The organism is Bacillus sp. NPDC077411 (genome assembly GCF_044543425.1).
Classification (GTDB): domain Bacteria; phylum Bacillota; class Bacilli; order Bacillales; family Bacillaceae_G; genus Bacillus_A; species Bacillus_A bruguierae.
The window spans coordinates 1-22,261 of the sequence record NZ_JBITWA010000015.1 but is presented as its reverse complement, the minus strand read 5'-3'; the positions used below and the strand labels follow the sequence as shown (position 1 = coordinate 22,261).

General features: G+C 35.4%; 13 protein-coding genes, 2 pseudogenes and 1 riboswitch. Of the genes and pseudogenes, 4 read left to right on the top strand and 11 right to left on the bottom strand.

Annotation, left to right across the window (positions count from 1 at the left end; genetic code table 11):
• Positions 1–4: 4 nt before the first annotated feature.
• The 5 genes and pseudogenes from ACIGHG_RS17920 to ACIGHG_RS17900 all read right to left on the bottom strand — a co-directional run.
• Positions 5–766, bottom strand: coding sequence for an ABC transporter permease (locus ACIGHG_RS17920; protein ID WP_336471791.1), 762 nt, complete (start codon positions 764–766; stop codon positions 5–7).
• 1 nt (position 767) lies between these two features.
• A complete protein-coding gene (locus ACIGHG_RS17915; RefSeq protein WP_396549701.1) occupies positions 768–1,796 on the bottom strand; it encodes an ABC transporter ATP-binding protein in 1,029 nt (342 codons plus the stop codon).
• A gap of 613 nt (positions 1,797–2,409) precedes the next feature.
• Positions 2,410–5,115, bottom strand: a complete 2,706-nt coding sequence (mgtA, locus tag ACIGHG_RS17910; protein ID WP_396549802.1) for a magnesium-translocating P-type ATPase — start codon at positions 5,113–5,115, stop codon at positions 2,410–2,412.
• Between the two features lie 426 nt (positions 5,116–5,541).
• Positions 5,542–6,570 (bottom strand): annotated as a pseudogene (locus tag ACIGHG_RS17905) (GH25 family lysozyme); the annotation flags it as partial.
• A gap of 321 nt (positions 6,571–6,891) precedes the next feature.
• Positions 6,892–8,124, bottom strand: a pseudogene (locus ACIGHG_RS17900) (GW domain-containing glycosaminoglycan-binding protein); the annotation flags it as partial.
• Between the two features lie 1,087 nt (positions 8,125–9,211).
• On the opposite strand from ACIGHG_RS17900, the gene ACIGHG_RS17895 reads away from it, so the two are divergent.
• The 3 genes from ACIGHG_RS17895 to ACIGHG_RS17885 all read left to right on the top strand — a co-directional run bounded on the left by ACIGHG_RS17895 (position 9,212) and on the right by ACIGHG_RS17885 (position 12,017).
• The gene (locus ACIGHG_RS17895) at positions 9,212–9,790 is read left to right on the top strand and encodes a DUF2087 domain-containing protein (RefSeq protein ID WP_396549699.1); all 579 of its coding nucleotides are present in this window, start codon (positions 9,212–9,214) and stop codon (positions 9,788–9,790) included.
• An 83-nt stretch (positions 9,791–9,873) separates the two neighbouring features.
• Positions 9,874–11,079, top strand: a complete 1,206-nt coding sequence (locus tag ACIGHG_RS17890; RefSeq protein WP_396549697.1) for an MFS transporter — start codon at positions 9,874–9,876, stop codon at positions 11,077–11,079.
• Between the two features lie 218 nt (positions 11,080–11,297).
• Complete coding sequence (locus ACIGHG_RS17885; RefSeq protein ID WP_336471786.1) at positions 11,298–12,017, top strand: MIP/aquaporin family protein; 720 nt, start codon at positions 11,298–11,300, stop codon at positions 12,015–12,017.
• Between the two features lie 310 nt (positions 12,018–12,327).
• On the opposite strand, the gene ACIGHG_RS17880 is transcribed toward ACIGHG_RS17885, so the two are convergent.
• The 6 genes from ACIGHG_RS17880 to ACIGHG_RS17855 all read right to left on the bottom strand — a co-directional run bounded on the left by ACIGHG_RS17880 (position 12,328) and on the right by ACIGHG_RS17855 (position 20,301).
• The gene (locus ACIGHG_RS17880; RefSeq protein ID WP_396549695.1) at positions 12,328–13,722 is read right to left on the bottom strand and encodes a PepSY-associated TM helix domain-containing protein; all 1,395 of its coding nucleotides are present in this window, start codon (positions 13,720–13,722) and stop codon (positions 12,328–12,330) included.
• A 452-nt stretch (positions 13,723–14,174) separates the two neighbouring features.
• Positions 14,175–16,040: an FtsX-like permease family protein gene (locus tag ACIGHG_RS17875; RefSeq protein ID WP_396549693.1), complete on the bottom strand. Its 1,866-nt coding sequence runs from the start codon at positions 16,038–16,040 to the stop codon at positions 14,175–14,177.
• A gap of 12 nt (positions 16,041–16,052) precedes the next feature.
• Positions 16,053–16,820, bottom strand: a complete 768-nt coding sequence (locus ACIGHG_RS17870) for an ABC transporter ATP-binding protein (RefSeq protein ID WP_090912165.1) — start codon at positions 16,818–16,820, stop codon at positions 16,053–16,055.
• 322 nt (positions 16,821–17,142) lie between these two features.
• Positions 17,143–18,771 carry a YndJ family protein gene (locus ACIGHG_RS17865; RefSeq protein ID WP_396549691.1) on the bottom strand — a complete coding sequence of 543 codons (1,629 nt, stop codon included), beginning with the start codon at positions 18,769–18,771 and terminating at the stop codon, positions 17,143–17,145.
• Positions 18,759–19,388 (bottom strand): DUF4166 domain-containing protein, encoded by a 630-nt coding sequence (locus tag ACIGHG_RS17860; RefSeq protein WP_396549689.1) that lies wholly within the window; start codon positions 19,386–19,388, stop codon positions 18,759–18,761. Before ACIGHG_RS17860 ends, ACIGHG_RS17865 begins: the two co-directional genes overlap by 13 nt.
• A 4-nt stretch (positions 19,389–19,392) precedes the next feature.
• Positions 19,393–20,301, bottom strand: a complete 909-nt coding sequence (locus ACIGHG_RS17855) for a DoxX-like family protein (protein ID WP_396549688.1) — start codon at positions 20,299–20,301, stop codon at positions 19,393–19,395.
• Between the two features lie 189 nt (positions 20,302–20,490).
• A riboswitch (Lysine riboswitch) is annotated at positions 20,491–20,678 on the top strand.
• A gap of 226 nt (positions 20,679–20,904) precedes the next feature.
• Between ACIGHG_RS17855 and ACIGHG_RS17850 the strand changes: the two genes are divergently transcribed.
• On the top strand, positions 20,905–22,134 hold the full coding sequence (locus ACIGHG_RS17850) for an aspartate kinase (protein WP_336471780.1): 1,230 nt from the start codon (positions 20,905–20,907) through the stop codon (positions 22,132–22,134).
• The last annotated feature ends 127 nt before the right edge of the window (positions 22,135–22,261 follow it).

Sequence of the window (22,261 nt, the reverse complement as noted above, 5' to 3'; positions counted from 1 at the left end):
TCACTCACCCCCCAAATATTGTGATTTTTCGGATTGCTAAAGTCCATAAGAATCTGACAAGTGCTGTAATGAAAATTAACCACATGAATTGTGTCGCAATTGCCATATAAGCCTGAGTACCTGATATAGAACCTGTATAAATAGAAACAGGTATATAGACCATAGACTGAAAAGGTAAAAACATACTAATTTCTTGAAACCATTGTGGATAAAGTGATAATGGGACAAGTGCACCGGAACAAAACTGAACAACAGACTCTCGCAGAAGTCGAAGCCCCCATATATTAACAGTCCAAAAAGCTAATATACCGATAATAAGATCTAATTGCGTTCCAATTAAAATACCTAAAACTACACTTACCGAAAATAATAGAAAAGACTCTAATGATTGTGGTAGTTGAATCCCTACAAACCAAATAGCAAACAGTAGCATAGGAAACGTTGTGCGCATAGAGTTAGAAATTTTTTGTCCTATATCCATCGCTACAAGTTTATCTAACAAATGATATGGCTTCATAAGTTCCATTGCTATGTCACCTTGTTTAATCATTCTCGCTAAATTGTTCCCTACTCCAGATACATATTGTTCCAATAACAAAGCAATAACCATATACGTTAGCATATTAGATAGTGAAAGGGCGCCAACAGTCTCTTTGTTCTCGTAAACAGCATTCCAAAAATAATATAACGTACATAATTTAACGATAATCGCAAACGTACCTGCCCAATACCACGCTGCATATGAGGTATCCAGTTTTATCTGCATTTTAAGCATTTCCCAATATTTCCTCAAGGGATTCCTCACCTCCATGCTGATAAAGGTCTTTAATAATCGTCTCCAATTTAGGATTTGAAATAGTCAAGTCTGATATTTTATTGTGCCTTGCGAGCTCTGAAAGCACAAATTCCGATGAAACATACTTTGTATGAAAACTTAACTCTACGTAAGATTCATTTTCTGCTTCATTTTTCTGTATCACGATGTAATTTTGTAATGATACAGGAATCTCAAACTTTGTACGCTCTTCTAATTCTAAAGATAGAATGCGGTTATAAGAAAAACGATCTTTAAGATCTTGTAAGTCCCCATCATAAATAATAGACCCTTTATCAATAATAATAATCCGCTGGCAAAGCGCTTCTATATCCTGCATATCATGAGTAGTTAATACAACTGTTGCATCTAATTTCTTATTCATTTTCTTAATAAAACTACGTATTTTTTCTTTTACATCAATATCTAAACCAATTGTAGGTTCATCTAGAAACACAACAGAAGGTTGATGAAGAAAAGCGGCAGCCAACTCACAACGCATTTTTTGTCCAAGTGATAGTTGACGAACAGGTAATGGCATTAACGTTCCGAGATCTAGTACATCTTCAAATAAATGCAACATTTCCTGATATTTTGTTTCTGGAATTTCATAAACATGTTTTAATAGTTCAAAAGACTCTTGCACCGGTATATCCCAAGCAAGTTGTGTGCGTTGCCCAAAAACAGCTCCAATATTTTTAGCATTTTCTTGTCTATTTTTGTATGGAATAATTCCATTCACCTTAATTTCACCAGTATCTGGAGTTAAAATTCCGCACAACATCTTAATAGTGGTTGATTTTCCAGCACCATTGAATCCGATATACCCAACCATTTCCCCTTTTTCAACAGAAAAAGAAATCGGTTGCACTGCCTGCTTGTCATAATACTTACGTTTTATTAAAGTCTTTATTGCACCTATTAGACCTGGTTCTCGCTCTAAAATCTTATAACTTTTAGTAACATCCTTTACTTCGATCATTTATAAATCTCCTCCTTCCCCTTTTACAAATATGGGCCGTTATACCGTTAGAGTAATTAAATACATTCCTTCCGCCTCTTACACCTGCCTTCTATAAAATAAGGATTAATTGTAAATTATAAGCTAACATCCCCTCCTACGAAAGCGTTTGCATAAATAGAAACTAGTATAATTTTACAGTAGCATTTAAATATTATCAACAAATTTAAGTATGTCATAACAAACCATATACAAAGACATTCTTTTAATTAAACAGAAATAAGCAAATATGAAAAGCAGGAACTTTTTAAACGAAAAGTTCCTGCTTTGTTATATCTATTTATTTTTTTCTTCAGATCAGTAATAAACAAAGTAATAAAACTCATTATTAAGATGACTGAGTAAGTAGCAACATTATGTTTTTCAAAGAGTAGGAGATAAAAAACTCTCCACTGATGGAAGTTTCACTTTATTAACTACTTCTTTGTTTTCCACTCTTAATAATCTTTAGAAATACTCTCTTGGAATTTAACTGAGATACATATAAAAATAAGTTAAGATATATTTTTTATACCTTAACCTATTTATAATAAAATCTCTATTAAACCAGGTTTACATGTCAAAAAGGAAGATGTTATAACCAACTATGAAATTTCTTAATATATAACCGCTTAAGAAATTGAATCAAAACAGCATATCCTGTTAAAATTCCCAACAGCCACGGGAAATAGCTAAGTGGCAGTGGCTGTAAACCTACAGCAACTCCTAGCGGGGAAAACGGAATGTAAATACCAATCCCCATAATGAGTGCTGTTAATAATAGGACTGGCACAGAAGCCGTACTTTGAATAAACGGAATCTTTTGTGTGCGAATCATATGCACAATTAACGTTTGCGTAAGTAATCCTACTACAAACCAACCGGATTGGAACAAGGATTGTTCCGCAACTGTATTAGCGCCAAACACATTCCACATCACAACAAAAGTTGTAATATCAAAAATTGAACTAATAGGACCAATACAAATAATAAAATTACGCAAGTTTGAAGTCTCCCATTTTCTAGGCTGCTCTAAGAACTCCTTGTCCATCTTATCCCATGGAATAGAAAGCTGAGATAAGTCATATAGCAAGTTTTGAATTAATAAGTGAATAGCCAGCATTGGAAGAAATGGAATAAATGCACTCGCTACTAACACGCTAAATACATTTCCAAAGTTAGAACTTGCTGTCATTTTAATGTACTTCAAAATATTCCCGAATGTTGTACGCCCTTCAATAATTCCTTTTTCCAGTACATTCAGACTTTTTTCAAGCAAGATAATATCAGATGATTCTTTCGCAATATCTGTAGCTGTATCAACGGAGATACCTACATCGGCATCACGCAGTGCAACCGCATCATTAATACCGTCACCCATGTAACCTACAGTATGGCCGTTTGCTTGCAATGCTTTAATGACAAGCGACTTTTGCATTGGATTTAATTTCGCAAATACAGTTGTTCTTTCTGCTAATTGTGCTAATTCCTTTTCAGGTAAATGATCAATTTCATAACCAAGTACAGGTTCCCCTATTTCTAATCCTACTTCTTTACATACTTTACGCGTTACAATTTCATTGTCACCAGTTAAAATCTTAACTTGTACACCTTGTTCTTGCAATGTTCGAATTGCATGTGCCGCTGATGATTTGGGAGGATCTAAAAACCCAATATATCCTGCAAAAATCATATCCGATTCGTCTTGAATAGAATAAGCTTTCTCGTTATTAGCTGCTTCAAGCTTATAAGCCACTGCAATTACACGCATACCGTCCTCATTTAATTGTTCACTAAGATGTTTAATTTTGGTCGTTGCTTCTTTCATAAGAGGAAGTATTTCATCATTCATATCCGTGTGTGTACAAATAGATAAAATTTCTTCTACTGCTCCCTTACAAACCATTAAGGTCATATTGCTTGTATCTTTAACAACAACGGACATACGACGCCGAGCAAAGTCAAATGGAATTTCATCTACTTTATGAAATTCCTTCGTATCTAATCGATGTTTCTCTTCTGTATGCTTAATAACAGCTTTATCGATAAGATTTTTTAATCCTGTTTGATAAAAACTATTTAAATAGGCTAGTTGTAATACACTTTTAGATTGGTTTCCTATTGGATCAAGATGACGGACTAATACGACTTTATCTTCAGTCAATGTTCCTGTTTTGTCTGTACAGAGAACATCCATTGCCCCAAGGTTTTGAATCGAATTTAGCTGTTTCACAATTACTTTCTTTTTAGACATCTGGACAGCTCCTCTAGCTAAGTTTGCCGTTACAATCATTGGAAGCATTTCTGGTGTCAATCCTACAGCAATTGCAATCGCAAAGAAGAACGCTTCTTTCCAATCACCTTTTGAAATCCCGTTAATTAAAAATACAACTGGCGTCATGATAAACATAAATTTAATTAAAAGCCAACTTACTTTATTAACTCCTTTATCGAAGCTTGTTTCTGGACGCTTTCCAACTACACTCTTGGCTAATGAACCAAAATAACTATTTGTACCTGTTAATACAACGACAGCCGTTGCAGTTCCACTTACGATATTTGTTCCCATAAAACATAAATTGTCCATTTCAAGTGGGTCATCATTTCTTTTTGTATTAGTACTGGAATTATGGAAATTTTCGTGTTTTTCAACAGGCAAAGCTTCTCCAGTTAGAGCAGATTGGTTTACAAATAAATCTTTAGCTGAAAGGATACGAACATCAGCTGGAACAATATCACCCGCGGAAAGCGTGATAATATCACCAGGTACAAGATCTTCAATAGGAAGTTCTAATAGTTGGTTGTTATTTATATCAACGTTTTTATCTATGTTATTTGTGAATTCTTTTGTTCTTAAAACAGTAGCTGTTGTACGGACCATTGCCTTTAATTTTTCTGCTGCTTGTTGAGAACGAAATTCTTGTAAAAAACGGATGGTAGCACTTAAAACAACCATTACAGTTACAACAACTGTTCCCTTCATATCATCAGTCAAGAAGGATAAAATTCCTAAAGCTAATAATACGAAAATAAATGGATTTTTAAATGCAAGAAGGAATTGAAGATACCATGCTGGTGGCTTTTCATGTACCACCTCATTTCTTCCATGTGTATCCATACGCCTTTCAGCTTCTTTTTCAGAAATTCCGTTTGGAGTTGTTTCTAAAAAAACGAATGCTGATTGAACATCTCTTGTAGCAACTTCCACCAATATTTCATTATTTAGCTTCATCATTTCTTGATGATGAGAAGTTTGTTTGTTTCGTTTTGGTGTACCTTTATTTGTTTGATGGATGTCCATTTGTTTTTTTGTACGTAACATTGGTAGTTTCCTCCTTTATACACGCAGGAGGAAATTCATTGTTTCTCGACTATCTATTTTGTAGAGAGGGAGGAACAAGTCGTTTCCTACCTACATGATGAAATATAAATGTACAACATATGGGTATCGGGCTTGGGTCTCCATGTGACATCGTTCCCCACCTCCTTATCCGAATCAAATTTCTTGAATATATTATGTAAGGTTTGAGAGAAAAGTGTATCATTCCAATAAAAAAGGCCTTTACTCATAGACGAGTAAAGACCTGAATACACAAACAAACACTAATAAAACCACTAGTTCAAGTAGTCTATAAAAGAAAGCAGACCTTTTTCTAAAAAGGTCTGCTTTTTCATTAAGTTTCGTTCTTGCTTCTCCTTGATTATACAGGCAAGAAATCCGTTATGGTCTAAGTCCATCTAAGGAAGTAGTAACGTTAATATCAACCGCTCCTTCTACTCCATTTACATTCCCGCTTTCTGTATATTGCCAAGCATTCCAGTTTTTCCAATCACTTAATGTAGTTGGAGTAGTAGAGTTATATCTAGAAAGCCAAAGAGGTACATCGCCAAGTCCGGATAAGTTAAAGCCATTTACATACCAAGGTCCTGTATAAATCATAACACGTTTTCCTGTTGTCTGTTGTACGTAATTAATAAAAGTACGTGCCCAATTTGATACATAAGGTCCTGTTATGTTGCCTGTCGGCCCAGATGGTGATTCCAGATCAAGGACAGGCATTAAATCCGTATGGTATCGATTCAATACATCAACAAAATGTTTTGCTTCCACAATCGGGTCATTTGATTCTGGACGAGCAAAATGATATGCTCCAACTAAAAGACCTGCTGCAGATGCATTTTGTACATATTGTGCATAGGTTGGATCTGTATATGAAACACCTTCAGTTGCTTTCATATAAGCAGCATTAATACCAGACTGCTTTACTTGATTCCAATCTATATTTCCTTCCCAGTGTGAAACGTCAATAAATGTATAAGAAGGTTTCAGGGTTGTCGTTACTTTACTATCTTCTGTACCTTGCATATATTCCACTTCAATCCAGTGAACATCTGTCAATCCATTTGCTGCATTTGGGTTATCTTGAATATCCATTCTTAATGCTTTTTCATTGTAACCATGATATCCCCATGCATCTACAACTTTTTTTCCATCTACATATACACGAATTCCATCATCCGCTCCCGTATACAGAAGATACTGTCCAGCTTTCAAACGCTTAGCTGTGACATAGCGTGCTGAGAAATGGGTTCCTGATACACCTGTAGCCGGTGAGCGTTCAAATCCATTATCTTCTTGCAAGCCGCCATTTGCTGCTTGTGAAAGAACCTTAGCTGCAACTGGATATCCAGAAAGAGATTCATTCGGATAGTAATATGCAAGCCAACTACCAAATGGTACTACATCTGAAAACACAGCTGCTTGTCCACCCTCTTGATAATATTGGGTGTGAATACTATGAGAACCTGCTGCTAGGTTTGGTAATAATGCACGATTCGTTTCACCAGCAGCTGCTGACCAGCGATTAATGACTAAATTATTATCAACTGAAACCTTTACGCCATCATCTGCAAACGATTGAACAAAATAATCCCCTCCAGACAGTTGCTTATTCTGAACAAAATCAGCCTGAAACTGTTGAGAAGGAAAACCAGCAGGACCTCCTGATCCCCAGTTATAATGAACTTCACCGTTTTGGTCCAGCTGAGTGTAAGCAAGTTGCGAAGATAGTATATTCGCATCAACCCAGCCTAAAATACGATCGCCTTGCTTAATTTTATTCCAAGTGGTAGAACCTATTGTAGCACTTTGTACAACTTGCACCATTTGGAATTTATAATCATTTGTAGGCGCTACGAACTTCGCTCCATATTCCCCATAAGGTACTGTCCATATACCATCACCGTTCGTTGATGGCTTTATAACTGCTGCTCGATTCTCATCTTTAATATTAGTTAAATCTGTAAGCGCCTTTCCGCTATCAAGCCAGCCTAATATGTTACCGTTTTTCGCTACTTGATACCAAGTAACATTTCCTATTGTTGCAGTCTTTACAACTTGAAGCGTTTGATAAGCATAATCATTTGTACTTTGTACATATTTTGCGCCAGCAAGGCCGTACGGTACTGTCCATATGCCATTGCCATTCGTACTTCCGATAGTAACAGAAAAGTTCGCCGGCTTTGTTATACCTGTATTGTCTAATGCATAACTGCTAATCCAGCCAATAGCTTGACCATTTACACTAAACTTATACCATTGTACACCTTGATATGTAGCGCTCTGGATTAACTGCAGATCTCGCAAAGCATATTGATTGGTAGATCCTAAATAATTTGCACCTGGAAGACCATATGGCATGCTCCATATACCATTGTCATTTGTCGCCCCCATAACGGCCGCTTGATTGATAACTTGTATATTTGTCAAGCTACTTAACACACGACCATCGAGCCAGCCAATGACTTGATTGTTTACGCTAAATTGATACCATGTGACATTTCCAAGCGTTAATTTCTGAATCAACTTTACGTCTTTTCCTACATAATTATTAGCGGAAGCAATATAGCTCGCGCCGTTTAGACCATATGGAACAGACCAAACTCCGTTCCCAGATGTAGAGACGATTAACTGATTCTGATTAACATTCGTTGTAGTATATAGAACTTTACTATCAAACCATCCTCCATCTTTTCCATCTACCTGCACATGATACCAAAGCACACCTCCAGCCTGTACACTACCAATAACATGAATCACCTTACCACTATATTTGGTAACGTCTCCAAGGTAACTAGCTCCTTGTAAACCATATGGTACTGTCCATATACCATTACCATTCATGTTATTTTTAAGCAAGCCATCGAAATTGACTGCTTGTTCATTTGTAACTGTACTAGCTGCCAAAGCAGTGCTTGGATTTCCAACAGTTACTGTCTGGGCACCACAAACCGTAATCGCGGTACACACAGATAACCAAATTTTTTTCACTTCTAGACACCCTCTCCTTAAATTGTAATAATCTTGTAGCTGAAAGAGGTCTATTTTTATGTAATCTTTTAATATATGTTCTAATAATTAAAATCCCTAACATTTATGTCCCTCTTTACTACTTTTACATATTACTATTTTTATAGAAATTTTAATATAGTATTTTTGACAAGTGTTTTGAAATATTTTTAACATACACACTCATCAAAAACCTTTATATGGAAACGTTCATTCGTGTTTTACACAAACGAACGACACCTTCTAATACACATAATTCTATTATTCTAATATACATAATCTATTCCATATATTATGTAATTGTACTTTCTTTAGCGAATATTAATGTATCCCGCTATTTCTAGGTCTTAGTCTCCTACTTTAAAATTTAAGAGAATTTACCCATGGCTCATCCAAGGGCAAGGTAATGAAGAAATAATCTATTCATAGAAACATAAAATAAGAGGCACAGTGAAAGATGATAAAAAAAGGTTGTACCCATTATACTTCTTGATTTCCCCATTGAATGCTTTACTTCTTCTTACATCAAAGCAAGAACATCAATTACAAAGAATAAATAATAAAACCTTCAAAACTTTTAAAAGACCACTACTAAAAATCTCTAGAATCATTAATAAATCTGCTAATGAAGAAATTAAGCGTACAATAACACATTGTAACATCTTTACATTCAATAACACAATAAATTAAGGTATTTCATACTTTAATAGATTCAGAATGAGTATCTTATACCAAGTATTACACTAATTCCTCCTTCCCTATATAATATTCGAACCGACTAATCTTTTTGTGGGGGTAGTTTTTTGAAATTCTTTCAATAAAATCGAAAAAACTTCAAAATATATGATTTTGCGAAGATATCTATACAATACACTCCTTTTGTATCTCTTTGCTCCCCTCTTTCCACTGCCAGTTGTACTCACTTTAAACAGAGTAGAAAAATAAGCCTACCTACCGTTATTAACACCTTTATCATTTCATTACTTGAATGCCAAAAGTAATTCGATTATAATCTAATTAGATAAACATGAAAGTAGGTGATTTCTACATGCAATTAAATAAAATTGTTGAGTTTCATAAAGCGTTAGGTGATCTTACACGTGTTCGTATTATCGCCTTGCTACAGCAAGGGCATTTGAGTGGACAAGAGATTGCTGGAAAGTTAGGACTTAAGCCACCAACAATTACCCACCATATGACAAAGCTGCGAGAGGTTGGACTTATAAAAGAACGCCGTGATAAAAATACTATCTATTTTTCTCTTAACACAAAAATATTGGAGATGAATGCTAAGGCTATTTTTACTGTAGGAACAGGAGGCGATTCAAATATGGAAATGTCAGTTACTGAAAAGGAACGTTCAGCTATTATCAATAACTTCTTCACAAAAGATGGAAAACTAAAAACCTATCCTGCACAACGAAAGAAAAAACTTGTCGTACTTGCACATATGATTAAAGGATTAGAATTTGGGAAAATTTACCGAGAGAAAGAAATGAATGAATATTTAAAGCAATTTCATGAGGATTATGCAACATTAAGACGTGAACTCATTATGTGCCAATATATGTATCGAGAAAATAATCAATATGAGTTAAACCCTGTTGAGTTATGGTGGTTAAAATAAAGGGCGTTACCTAGCGCCTTATTTTTTAACCATCTAATTAGATGGTTATGAAATTAGATACTTATAAAACAAGGGGAATAGCTATGAATATTTCATTTGTAAATGAAGAAAAACAATATCGGCGGTTATTTTTAGCTGGCATTGTAAATGGTATTGGAGATCGATTTAGTTCCGTAGCTGTGCTAGCGATGCTACTACATTTAACAGGTTCAGGATTTGCTGTGGGAATGACTTTAGCAATTCGTCTCATCCCCTCTTTATTTTTTGGACCAATAGGCGGAATGTTGGCTGATCGATTTTCAAGAAAAACAATATTAGTTGTAACAGACCTTATAAGAATTCTATTTGCCTTGTCCTTTCTATTTGTTCAAAGTAAAGAAGATATTTGGATCGTTTATTTTAGTTCATTTATTTTGGCGGCAGGAGAAGCTATATATGGACCAGTAAGAAAATCAGCAATCCCTAGGCTTGTTCATAAGAAACATCTTGTAAAAGTAAATAGTTTAGAACAAGTAATGATAGGGATTGTTTTAATCATTGGAGCACTTTCAGGCGGAGTAGTTTCGTCTATTTTCGGACCTAATGTGACTTATTGGTTAAATGCAGGATCATTTTTAGGGGCTGCCGCCATCAACTATACGATTAAGTTTCCAGAGAGTGAAAATGGAAAAAAAGGAGAGAAGTCAGAAAATCTAATCTTCACCTTCAAAAAGGTAATCTTGATGTCGATTACGGTACAAATTCTTTTTTTCTGTGAGATATTAATTGCCTCAATAAATGGAATTGATAATGTTTTAATTAGCGTTTATGCGATTAACGAGTTCCATCTTGGTGATGTAGGTGTAGGTCTTTTTTATGGTGCATTAGGTATTGGCTTAATCTTAAGCTTTTCTGTTGCAAATCAACTACGAAAAAATTTTCTTGTTGCAGGCTTAGTATGTCTATTGCTTGAGGGGATACTTCAGCTGTTATTAAGTCAAACACATTTAGTCGTTTTTGCATTTCTTATCTTTTGCGGGATTGCCTTTATGTCTGGGATTGGCAATGCATGCTTTGATACCATTCTTATGAAAGAAGTTCCTGAACAACACCAAGGAACCATGTTTGGATTATTAGCAACAATCATAAATACCGTATTGGGAATATCTATGTTTATTTCTGGATTGGCATTGCAATACCTTACGCCACGTGCCTTAGGTTTGATTGGAGGTATCGCCTATATTCTTATTGCCATTTCCCTAATTATAACTATTTCAACAAAAGCATATCGAAAAAGAGGTACCATTTGACCAGTACCTCTTTTCCAAGTCCCTTTTATGCCTCTTCATTTGTAGTAAGAAAAAAATGTTGACCCTATCATATTCCTACATTTTTCTTACTACGATTGTCAAAAGTTACTTCTCTTTCGTAAATGTGTTTAGAAAACATTTATTTTTTACAATAATTCCCGCCACTTTTAAACAAACTATATTTAGCATTTCATTTACGTATCTAGAAAGGAGCTACTATGACAGCATACATCGCAGAAATATTTGCGACCGCTTTACTTATTATATTAGGAAACGGCGTTGTCGCAAATGTTCATTTAAAAGGAGCAAAAGGGCATAAAACAGGCTGGATGGTGATTGCTACCGGTTGGGGGTTCGCAGTCGGAATTCCTGCTGTTATATTCGGAGGTATTAGCGGAAATCATATTAATCCTGCTTTTACCATTGGTTTAGCACTTAATGGAAAATTCCCATGGGAGAAAGTGGTTCCTTACATCATTGCACAGCTCATTGGTGCGTTTATTGGCGCTGTTATTGTTTGGTTGATGTATAAACCTTTTATGGATGATACAGAAGACACTATAGAAGTGCTAGGCTGTTTCGGCTCTGTCCCTTCTTACAAAAAAACATATTTTAACGCATTCATAACGGAATTCATTGGTACGTTCATCTTAATTTTTAGTGCATTAGGGATCGTACATTCTCCGCTTATGGGAAAGGAACATCTAACAGCTCATGTAGTTATTGGCTTTTTAGTATGGGGACTCGTTCTTTCAGTAGGAGGTCCAACTGGCCCTGCTCTAAATCCCGCCCGTGACATTATGCCTCGTCTGGCTCACACACTTTTGCCAATTAAGGGAAAAGGAAGCTCACACTGGCACTATGCATGGGTACCTGTTATCGCTCCAATTGCCGCCTCTATTATAGCCGTATACACCTACTTTCATCTATTTAAATAATGAATATTGAACTACCTCCACCTACCGTTGCAGAAGTGCACGCTTGAGGTGGGGGTCTTCTCGCCAGATATGATAAAAAAACTTTCGCAAATACAAGTGCGCTTTCTTATTTCCCTTAAAATAATCTACTATTTTCAGTACTCTACTTGTTGGTATGGCAAGGCGGTGTATCTGTAACTTTTGTTTCATACGTTTTATGATGGCCTATATATAAATATATACCTATTATTAATAAAACACTCACTACTATATATGAAAAGATTTTCTTTTTCATTTCATTCTCCTTATTTTATCAATCATGTAACCTACATTAACCAAACCATTTTTTCAAAGTTGGCACTCTCTTTATTACCAGCCAGTCAAGCATCAAAGCCACAAGCAACGAAATACCTACTAGCGGGAACAAGATCCCCAGCATGATAATAAGTATTACTGCTCCTTTCATTAATTTAAAGTTCTTCGGTAAAGAAGGTGCACCTAACGTACCAGATGGCTTACGTTTCCACCACATCATGCAGCCTGTTACAGCAATTCCGATTAATACAAGACAAATTACAAGATCCAATAATTGATTAACTAATCCGAAATAACGCCCTTCATGCAGCGCAATCCCAATAGAAATCGCTTTAGCTAATATTCCATAATCTGCAAATCGCAAATTTGCTAATACCTTTCCGCTGTACTGATCAATATGCAGCGTTGCTTCCCCTTTTGGATTGTCAGGTTTAACGGATAATGTGTACACACCTTTTTCTCCTTTAGGGAATGTAATCGTGTATCCATCTTCTAAATGATTTTTTTCTGCTATTTTCATAATGTCTGCCACTACAAGAGGGGCTGTTTTATTTTCCTTAGATTCTGGAACTGGTAACTTTTCTGCTGCCCAAGGAACATCCGCTACCGCTTTAGATGGAACAGTAGACTGTGGCAAATTACCATCCCATAGTCCTGTCGGGTATCCTGTTTTTGTAGCCGTTGCGATTTTATTAATATAATCTCCCCATAATCCAGACCAAGGAAGTCCTGTCAGTATAAATAGAGAAATGAACAGTGAAAACCAAAACGCTGGAACAGAATGTAAATCCCTTAGCATGATCCTCTTTCCTTTAGAAAACCTTGGAATCAATGTACCAAAAATTGATTTTTTATTGCGCGGCCACCATAAATATAAGCCGGTAATTAACAAAATCATGGCCCAGCAAGCAGCCATTTCTACAATCCGATCTCCTGCCTTACCAATCATCAGCTCGCCGTGCATCCGCTCCACTTGGCTCATAAATTTCTCTTCTTTCTTTAAATCACCTAAGACCTTTCCATTATGTGGATTTATGAATACCGTCATTGGAACTTTCTTATCTACGATTCCTACTTCTGCTGAACGATCTGACACAAAAGATGGCTTGTACTTTGTAACAGAAGCACCAGGATACGCTTTTTTGACTGCTTCTATTTGTTCTTCAGCAGTCAACTTTTCTTTTGTAGCTTGTACATAGTAATAATCTTTGTATATAATATTTTCAATTTGTGGTTTAAATAAATAGATAATACCTGTAATTGCTAATAAGATTACAAAAGGTGCAAAAATAATACCAGCATAAAAATGCCAGCGCCACACAGCTCGATATAAAAATTGTGCTTTTGAACTGTCTACCTGAGCTTCATGATCTTCAGTAGAATGATTTACTGTTTGTTGTTTTGCAAACATATTTCGTTTTCCCCCTAAATGATACTCGTCCTTCCTTATTTATCCCGCTATTTGTGGGCAGTAAGACCCCCACTGACGGGAGTTTCACTTTATAAAAACTTATAAGACTATAATTCTGATTTTTAATATATCGAATATATGTGAACATTTTGTGAGGATTCTTCAAACTTATTTGCAAGATTTCTATATAAATACAAATTAAAAAATCGACATAAAAAAACTCTTTCTTTTTAGGCGTGAGGGAGTATCTAGCCATGCATAGAAGCGGTCAGGGCTTTTTCCTACCACATGCAAGGTTTCAGACAAAAGGAGAAAGCAAGTAGCGGTCATGTTGTATTCTGCATAGCAGCGACTTATATGTCGAAAAGTTAAAATAGATTTATATACGTTCACTTGCAATAAGCACGAAAGACCTTACATACACGATCGTACATAAGGTCTTTCTCTCAGCATTATATTTTCGGTAATACCATACCTTTATACAATTGTACTGTTATCCAGTAATATGCAAGATAAATGAAGACAAATAAACTAATTGGCATCCAAATTTTCACATACGGATCAAGTAAAATGAATGAAAATAGATTCATGCCAACTAACACATGAGCAATTCCAACAATCCCAGGAAATAAGAAGATGAAGAATACTTCTTTATAGATGCTGCGAGAGAGCACTCCTTTTCGAACACCAATTTTTCGAAGCATGGCATAGCGGCGTTTATCTCTAGATGCTCCTGTTAAAATTTTAAACATAAGCGAACTAGCCATCATCGCAAGAAAAGAAGCGCCTAGGAAAAATCCCATAAACATTGTACCGCTCATAAAAGTATACATATACTGATACGTCGTCATTTTCGTTTGCATTGGTACTTCTTCCCCGATATTTTTTTGTGCAACTTCTTTTTGTCGTTGATCTATTTTTGTAAGAATCGGTTTATATTTTTGCAAATTATCTACGCGAATTAAAAGGAGTGAGTGCACTGTTCCTTGTAATTTTTCATAATTTTCTTTATCAGCGATGCGAAGCGGCTTTCCGCCAAATTGATTGTAACTAATTTGAAATTCACGAACGAGTGCATCCTCCCATTGCCCAGGCATACTTGGATATTGCTGCGTTTCCCGCTTCTCAAGCGATGTGTATATTGGTTCAGAAAGTCCCTCACTTACACGAACACGGATTGGCTTTTTACTTTTCTTTGCACTTTTGTGCTCCGAAATAAGCGGTGGCTGATTAAGTAAATCGTCACGTAAAAAGTAAACCGCTTCGTTATTTTCTTTATAAGAATATTTCTTTTCTTCTATAATGTTCATTTGCTTTAATTCTTTTATCTCTTCTGCATTTGGATCATGAATCGTCGCATCATACACTCGCGAAAATTCCGTTGTCATTCCAACATTTTTTTGAAACGCCATCCCAGCTGTCATCGCACCAGCACCTAGTGCAATCAACATAGAAACTGTCCCTAATACTCTTGATAAACTATTAATTCGAAAACGTAGCTGTGCAAGTGTAAAGCTATTAAGTCCTGCTTCGTTTCTTTTTTTATTTCTTTTTAACATCGTAACAAATAAAGGCAATAATGAACCAAATATAAAATAAGTTCCAATTGTCGTACAAATTGTTGCAACTATAAGTCCCATTTCCTGCAATTCATTCACATGAATGATCGAGTAATATCCAATGCCTAGCATCAATATTCCAAGCACCGTAAAAACCGTAATACGAAGTTTACTTTTTTCTACCTCATCTTGCGTTTCATCTTCTCGTATAAGCTCTAATTCTGTTTTGCGCAGAAGACGAATGCTATTAATCATCCCTGTCACTGCAAAAAGAACAAAGAAGAAAAGTAACGTTGCAATTAAAGCAGGAACATAAAACGCCTCGTATCCCTTCGCTGATACATCCATACCTTTTATAAGAACCTTCCCTACCGCACTTGCTAATCCAATCCCCACTATATTTCCAATCATTAAAGCAACCATTCCAAGCCCCAATGTTTCGATAAAAAGCAGCTGTGCAACCTTTTTCTTTTTTGCACCAAGCATCATATACATTCCTAATTCTTTTCGGCGCAGTGTAAGCAAAAATGAATTTGCATAAAGAATGTAAAATAAGGTAATAAACGAAAGCAACACAGAACCAATCCCAAAGACAATACGGATGCTGCTAATAATACTATTTTCTTTCGTAAATTCAGTATTTAAAGCCATCGTTTGAAACATATAAAAAATACTTATACTAACGATAAGACCAATTAACAAAACAAGATAATCTTTCATCATCTTTCGTATACTATGTATCGATAATTTCAGTAACATGTCCTCATCTCCTTATATCGCTTCCTTGGAAGAACTCATTTTTCCAAGCACATTTAAAATATCTTGATAAAATGCTTCTCTACTTCCATTGCGGTGAATTTCCTTATAAAGCAATCCATCTTGGATAAATAAAATACGTTCACAATAACTTGCACTAAACACATCATGCGTTACCATCATAATGCTAACGTGATGATTTTCATGTAAATCATGCATCGCTTCTAATAAACTTTTCGCATTTTTACTATCAAGTGCTCCTGTTGGTTCATCTGCAAGAATAATTGCTGGATTATGTACGAGTGCACGAGCTGCTGCTGTACGCTGCTTTTGACCACCAGAAACTGCAGTTGGGTATTTCTCTAAAATTGCTTCTATCCCAAGTTTTATCGCTACCTCTTGTACTTTTCCTGCAATTTCTTTTGAAGACACTCCTTGCAGTGACAACGGCAATGCAATATTTTCATAAATTGAAAGGTTTTCAAGAAGATTAAAATCTTGAAAAATAAATCCTAGCTTTTGCGCTCTAAAATCAGATAATGCATTTCCTTTCATATTCACAATATCTGTTCCAGCAATTTCCACCGTACCACTAGTCGCTTGATCAAGTGTCGAAATCACATTCAACAACGTCGTTTTCCCTGATCCCGATGGACCCATGATCCCAACAAACTCACCTTCTTTTACCGATAACGTTATTCCTTTTAATACCCTTGAGTGGTTTTCATTTCTCTTCCCATATACTTTTTCTACTTGATTTACCTCTACTACAGCACTTTTCATAACTTCATCCCCTATCTCTTAGTATCTATTCGTATCTTCTCAGAAATTTTTTAAGTTTCTTGTAGGTAAATTCTTAAGAATTCTTAAGATTCACTATATATAAGTTAAAAACCCCTTTCTTTTTTGGGGGACGAGAGCATCTGGCCGCGCATAGAAATGGTCAGTGCCTTTTCCTGCCACATGCAATGTTTAAAACAAAAAAGCAAGTAGCGATCATGCTGTATTCTGCATAGCAGAGACTTATATATCAAAAATTTAAAATAAATTTATATAGAACACCTAACAAAAAATGAGCTTGGCATCATACCAAACTCATTTTTTATTATGCAATATTCTCTTTTTGTTCTATTTCATAATCAATCTCTAGAAACTTCGCGCCAAACAGCCACATTTGATGATGTGCTGTTAACGTTGTTGCATCCTTCTCTTTTATCGTAAACGTTTCTGTGAGTGGCAAGCGAATCGTAAAGAAGCGGCTATGTAAATAAATCCCCTCATCCCCTCTTGTACTATTCCTCAATCGACTCGTAATAATAAGATTGTTTTTATCATTACGCAATTTTAATATCCCCGTCATATTTGCATACGGTAATGGCAACGCAATATTCATGTATGTTTCCTCGTTATATTCGTGCTGAGAGTAGAGTGCGACAAAGATTGTTTCATTTTGTTCATTTTTCCGAACCCAGGCTCTAACGTCATTTCTACCGTCTTTTTCATCTTTTATAGCAACAATTTCTCCTTCCATCCTCTCTAAGCGATCTCCCATTCCTAAATGAATTTGTTGTACACGTCGGCTTATTTTTTCATACAAAAAAGCAAATGGCCAAAACCAGCGTGACCAGTGAATAGTTGCTTTTAACTCATATTCTTTCGTGTTCTCATAAAAATCAATAATAAGTGGTGATACATTCTTTATATTAAACTGTTTACTATCAAAATCTATCACTTTATTTATAAGGCCTGTATATTCGTTCTCCTCTATTAAGTTATTTTCTAATAAAACATTTTTTCCAATTTTCATCTTACCTTTTATACGACTCATCGGTTTTCCATAACGCATATATGTCGGTGCAGCTTTTTCAATCATCCAGCCAATACAACCAGGGAATGCTACACCCATTCCATTCACAACTCCATGAATCCAAACCATTTGCGCAATCGTAATCGTCATGACATGCTTAAAGTTGCCATATGAATAGAAAAGCGAGAAAAGAATAGTTACCATAAGTGTACTAGACGAGATGATAAGAAGAATTTTTGCACTCTTTGAAGTAAACTTTGTTTTCCATACAAAAATCCCGTAAATATAAAGGGAAATAAGATAGAGTAACACTGCAAAAAATTCAAACGTTCTTGAATATGTAATCCCGATTGCAACTGTCATTGGTGAAATAATCATAATGAACATAGCGGTTGTATACAACTTACTTTTCTCTTGTTGTTTCCTCCCTAACAAACCGGCAAACAAGGGAAGTAAAAAAGCAGAGTAATGAAAATGAGCCGCTGTGAGTAAAACAATATCTGAACTAAACTGCATAATTGGTATATTTGCTACAGAGGCAAAGAACCAAAATCCACCTAAAAATAAATATATAAATCCACTATCAATTGCAGTTTCTTCTAACGGTTTCCATCCTCTTTCTAACAATCGGGATACTCCAAACAGTGCGACAATACCGGTATATAAAAACCAAATTATCGCAAATAGAAAATAGTCTGTTACAAAAGCAAGCATTGCACTTATTGCTGCAATCGGATAAAAAAATGCTGCGGGCTTATAACAAAATAGTTCGTCTCCATTTCTTTTTTTCTTATCTACAATAGAAAACGCCATCGGGATAAATACAAGAATAGACAATAATATAATCAATTCAACAGGGTGCAGATTTGGCCATTCTAATATAAGAAAAATAACATAATAGATGCAACCAATTATTATATTTCGCATAAATTTATATCCCTTTCTCTAAACGTTCCCTTATAGGAGAAAAGCGGTCCTAATAATGGATTTTGTACTTGTACTTGTATTCGATAACACTCTAATTCATCATCATAACTTTCTATAATCTTTGCCTGTCCATATAAAAACTTTGGCAACGGAATCTTCATTCCGCATAAGTAGAACCATTGTTTTTTAGATGAAATATGCATCGCTCCTTTTGCATCAACGTGAAACGCTAACGTCGATACGAGCAAATGCGGTTCACCAAAATAATCGACAATTTCATTTTGTTTACCATTCAAATACATAACAGCATGAAAATAACGCTTTTTTTCACCGAATAAAAACATCCGATTCCATCTTACAAATGTCTCTCCTTTACTGTCTTTCTCTGCTTTATTTTGGATAATAAATGGTACTTCTGTCCCTCTTTCTGAAAAGAACATCCGGAATTTTGCTGCTACTTTTAAAAACATTCTTACAGCAGCAGAACCTTCTGTAATTTCGTCCATCCTCCCTTCACCTGTAAAACTATATTCTTCTGTAATTGCATACCGTTTTTGTAACTTTGGGTGTAACTGATAATAGGATTCTTCTAATAATGTTTCGTAAATGGAAGTCAATTTTCTACTCCTTTCTACTTCTCTTACAATTCTTCGCTTGCGGTAAGTTATTGCTATTCATATAACCGATTATTGAGAGTCCAATTAATATGATGTTTAACGTAATCGGATTAAAAGGTTGCATAAAGCTAACGATATTTGTAAATCCCGCCGCAGCTGTCAATATTAATATTATAAAAGTGTGAAGAAAAAATAATTTCTGTTTTTGGAAAGGTAACAACCAGATCACCCCAAACACAATTTCCAAAAATCCAACCATTTTAATCATTGCGGCAGCGTAATTTTCTGAACCAATAAGCTTGGAAAGCATCTGTACCTCTTCTGGATGAGTATATAAAATTTTCGGAATAAGACCTTGATAGATCCACACAAAAGACAACAAAAAGCAAATGAGATAATATGTAATAGCTCTTTTTAATAATAAACGCGGATGAAATCCTTTTTCTAACCACAATTTCAAGGCATCAAAACTCCAAGCTGTTGCCCACCCTAATAACGGACGAAATATATATGAATCTATAAATCTTCCTATACCTCCAAACCTCGTTTCATAATCATACTGCGTTTCAAAGCGAACCTTATTCTCATTCGGTTTATACTTCCAATAGCCTCTCCCTACCGAAATTAACGAAAGCTTACTATCTGTCCAAAATTTCAGTGACGAAATGCGTTCCCCGCCTTCTTTTTGTAATTCTCCTATTGATTCTCCTTCTCCAGCAATTTCAAGTCCGAAACCAATTTTTGTTTTATATAAAAAACGCTGTGGTTCGCCTTCGTTCTTCTCTAAATACGATATTTCTGTAAACCGTGCATCCCATTCCGTATGTATCTTTGGATCCTGTGTATACTTCCAAAGTTCATCCATTGTAGTTTCTATTTCGGTTTTTACATAAATGGGGTTTTGTTTTTTCATTCCCACTCCTCCATCCATATGTGAAATTTGTAATATTTACCCCTTTCAACCACATATCATTTTCATTTTACCAATAAACCATTTTAATTTTCAAAATTTTTATAACCCACTTGATTTCTCTCAACATTTTGATTACTATAGAACAAATGTTACAAACAACTTCATACAACCAATTACTCTCGCCTAATGACGTGAGATAGAGGTCGCAACTTTTATGAGTATTCTATAGGAGACACAGAGATTGTCAGTGAATGTAGATGAAAGGAAAAGTTGCCGAAATGTATATGTTCCTCTGAGCATATACATTGGGGCTGTTTTCGAATAGAAACAGAACTGTCATATATACAGCGGTGTATATATGAAGAGCTATCTACAAAAAAGAGAGATCATGTTTTTTTATGATCATCTTCTTTTTTGGCGGTTTTTTTATTAGCTCCGTTTTCTGTTTCCTTTTTCCTGTAACAGCACCATCCTCACCTATTTGAGATGGTGTTTTTTATTTGCTTTCGATAACTTACAGGAAGATCTATACTTCCCATCTTATGTTTAACAACATTTTCCCTAATTTATTTATCTATATTAACTTGAAAGAGGGCTCTTATCATGGAGATTATTGTTCAAAAATTTGGTGGTACATCTGTCGGAAATATCGAACGGATTCAACATGTTGCCGATTTAATCATTGAGGAATATGAAAGAGGACACGGAATTGTAGCGGTCGTTTCTGCAATGGGACATAGTACAGATGAATTAGTATCTTTAGCTGCTAGTATTACAGATCAACCTAGTAAACGAGAAATGGACATGTTACTTACAACAGGTGAGCAAATTTCAATTTCTTTATTAACAATGGCCTTGCAAACAAAAGGGTATGAGGCAATTTCATTCACTGGCTGGCAAGCTGGTATTACAACAGAGCCCGTACACGGCAGCGCAAGAATTATCGACATAAATATAGAGCGCATTCAATCTTATGTACAAAAAGGAACGATTGTTGTTGTAGCTGGTTTCCAAGGATTAAGCAGAGATCAGGAAATTACAACGCTTGGCCGCGGCGGTTCCGATACAACTGCAGTTGCATTAGCTGCAGCATTACAAGCAACAAAATGTGATATTTATACTGATGTAACAGGTGTTTATACAACTGATCCTCGCGTTGTAAAAGACGCTTACAAATTAGATGAAATTTCCTATGATGAAATGTTAGAACTTGCAAATTTAGGCGCTGGTGTACTTCACCCAAGAGCAGTCGAATTTGCAAAAAATCATAATGTTATGTTAGAAGTTCGCTCAAGCATGGAACAAGAAAACGGAACAATCGTAAGGGGAGAATGTGACATGGAACAACAATCAATCGTAAAAGGCATTGCATTTGAAGATAATATTACACGTGTAACAATGAAAGGCCTACAAGCAGGAAAACTTTCCGCAGTCTTCTCTACATTAGCAAGTGCTCATATTAATGTAGATATTATCATTCAAAGTATTACAAATGAAGGAACTGTACATTTATCCTTCTCTATTCATTCAAATGATTTAAAAGAAACACTAGCGGTTTTAGAAGAAAATCGTGAATCTATGCAATATGAATCTGTAGAGTATGAAAACCATTTAGCAAAAGTATCGATCGTTGGATCAGGTATGGTATCTAATCCAGGTGTCGCTGCGAAAATGTTCTCAACATTACAAGAAGAACATATTCACATTAAAATGGTAAGTACATCAGAAATTAAAGTATCTGTCGTAATCGACCGCCTTCATTTAGTAAAAGGTGTCGAAGCACTTCATGAATCGTTTATGGCAAAAATTGAGCGTTTTGCATCAGTAAATTAAAAAAACAAGGAACCAACTCCAAAAGTACGTAGTGAAGTGAACCCAAAAAGTTAGACACATATTTTAAGCAGCTAATGAGGAATGCGTTCTGTATTGTACAGGGCTCATTCCTTTTAGTTTTGTTTTG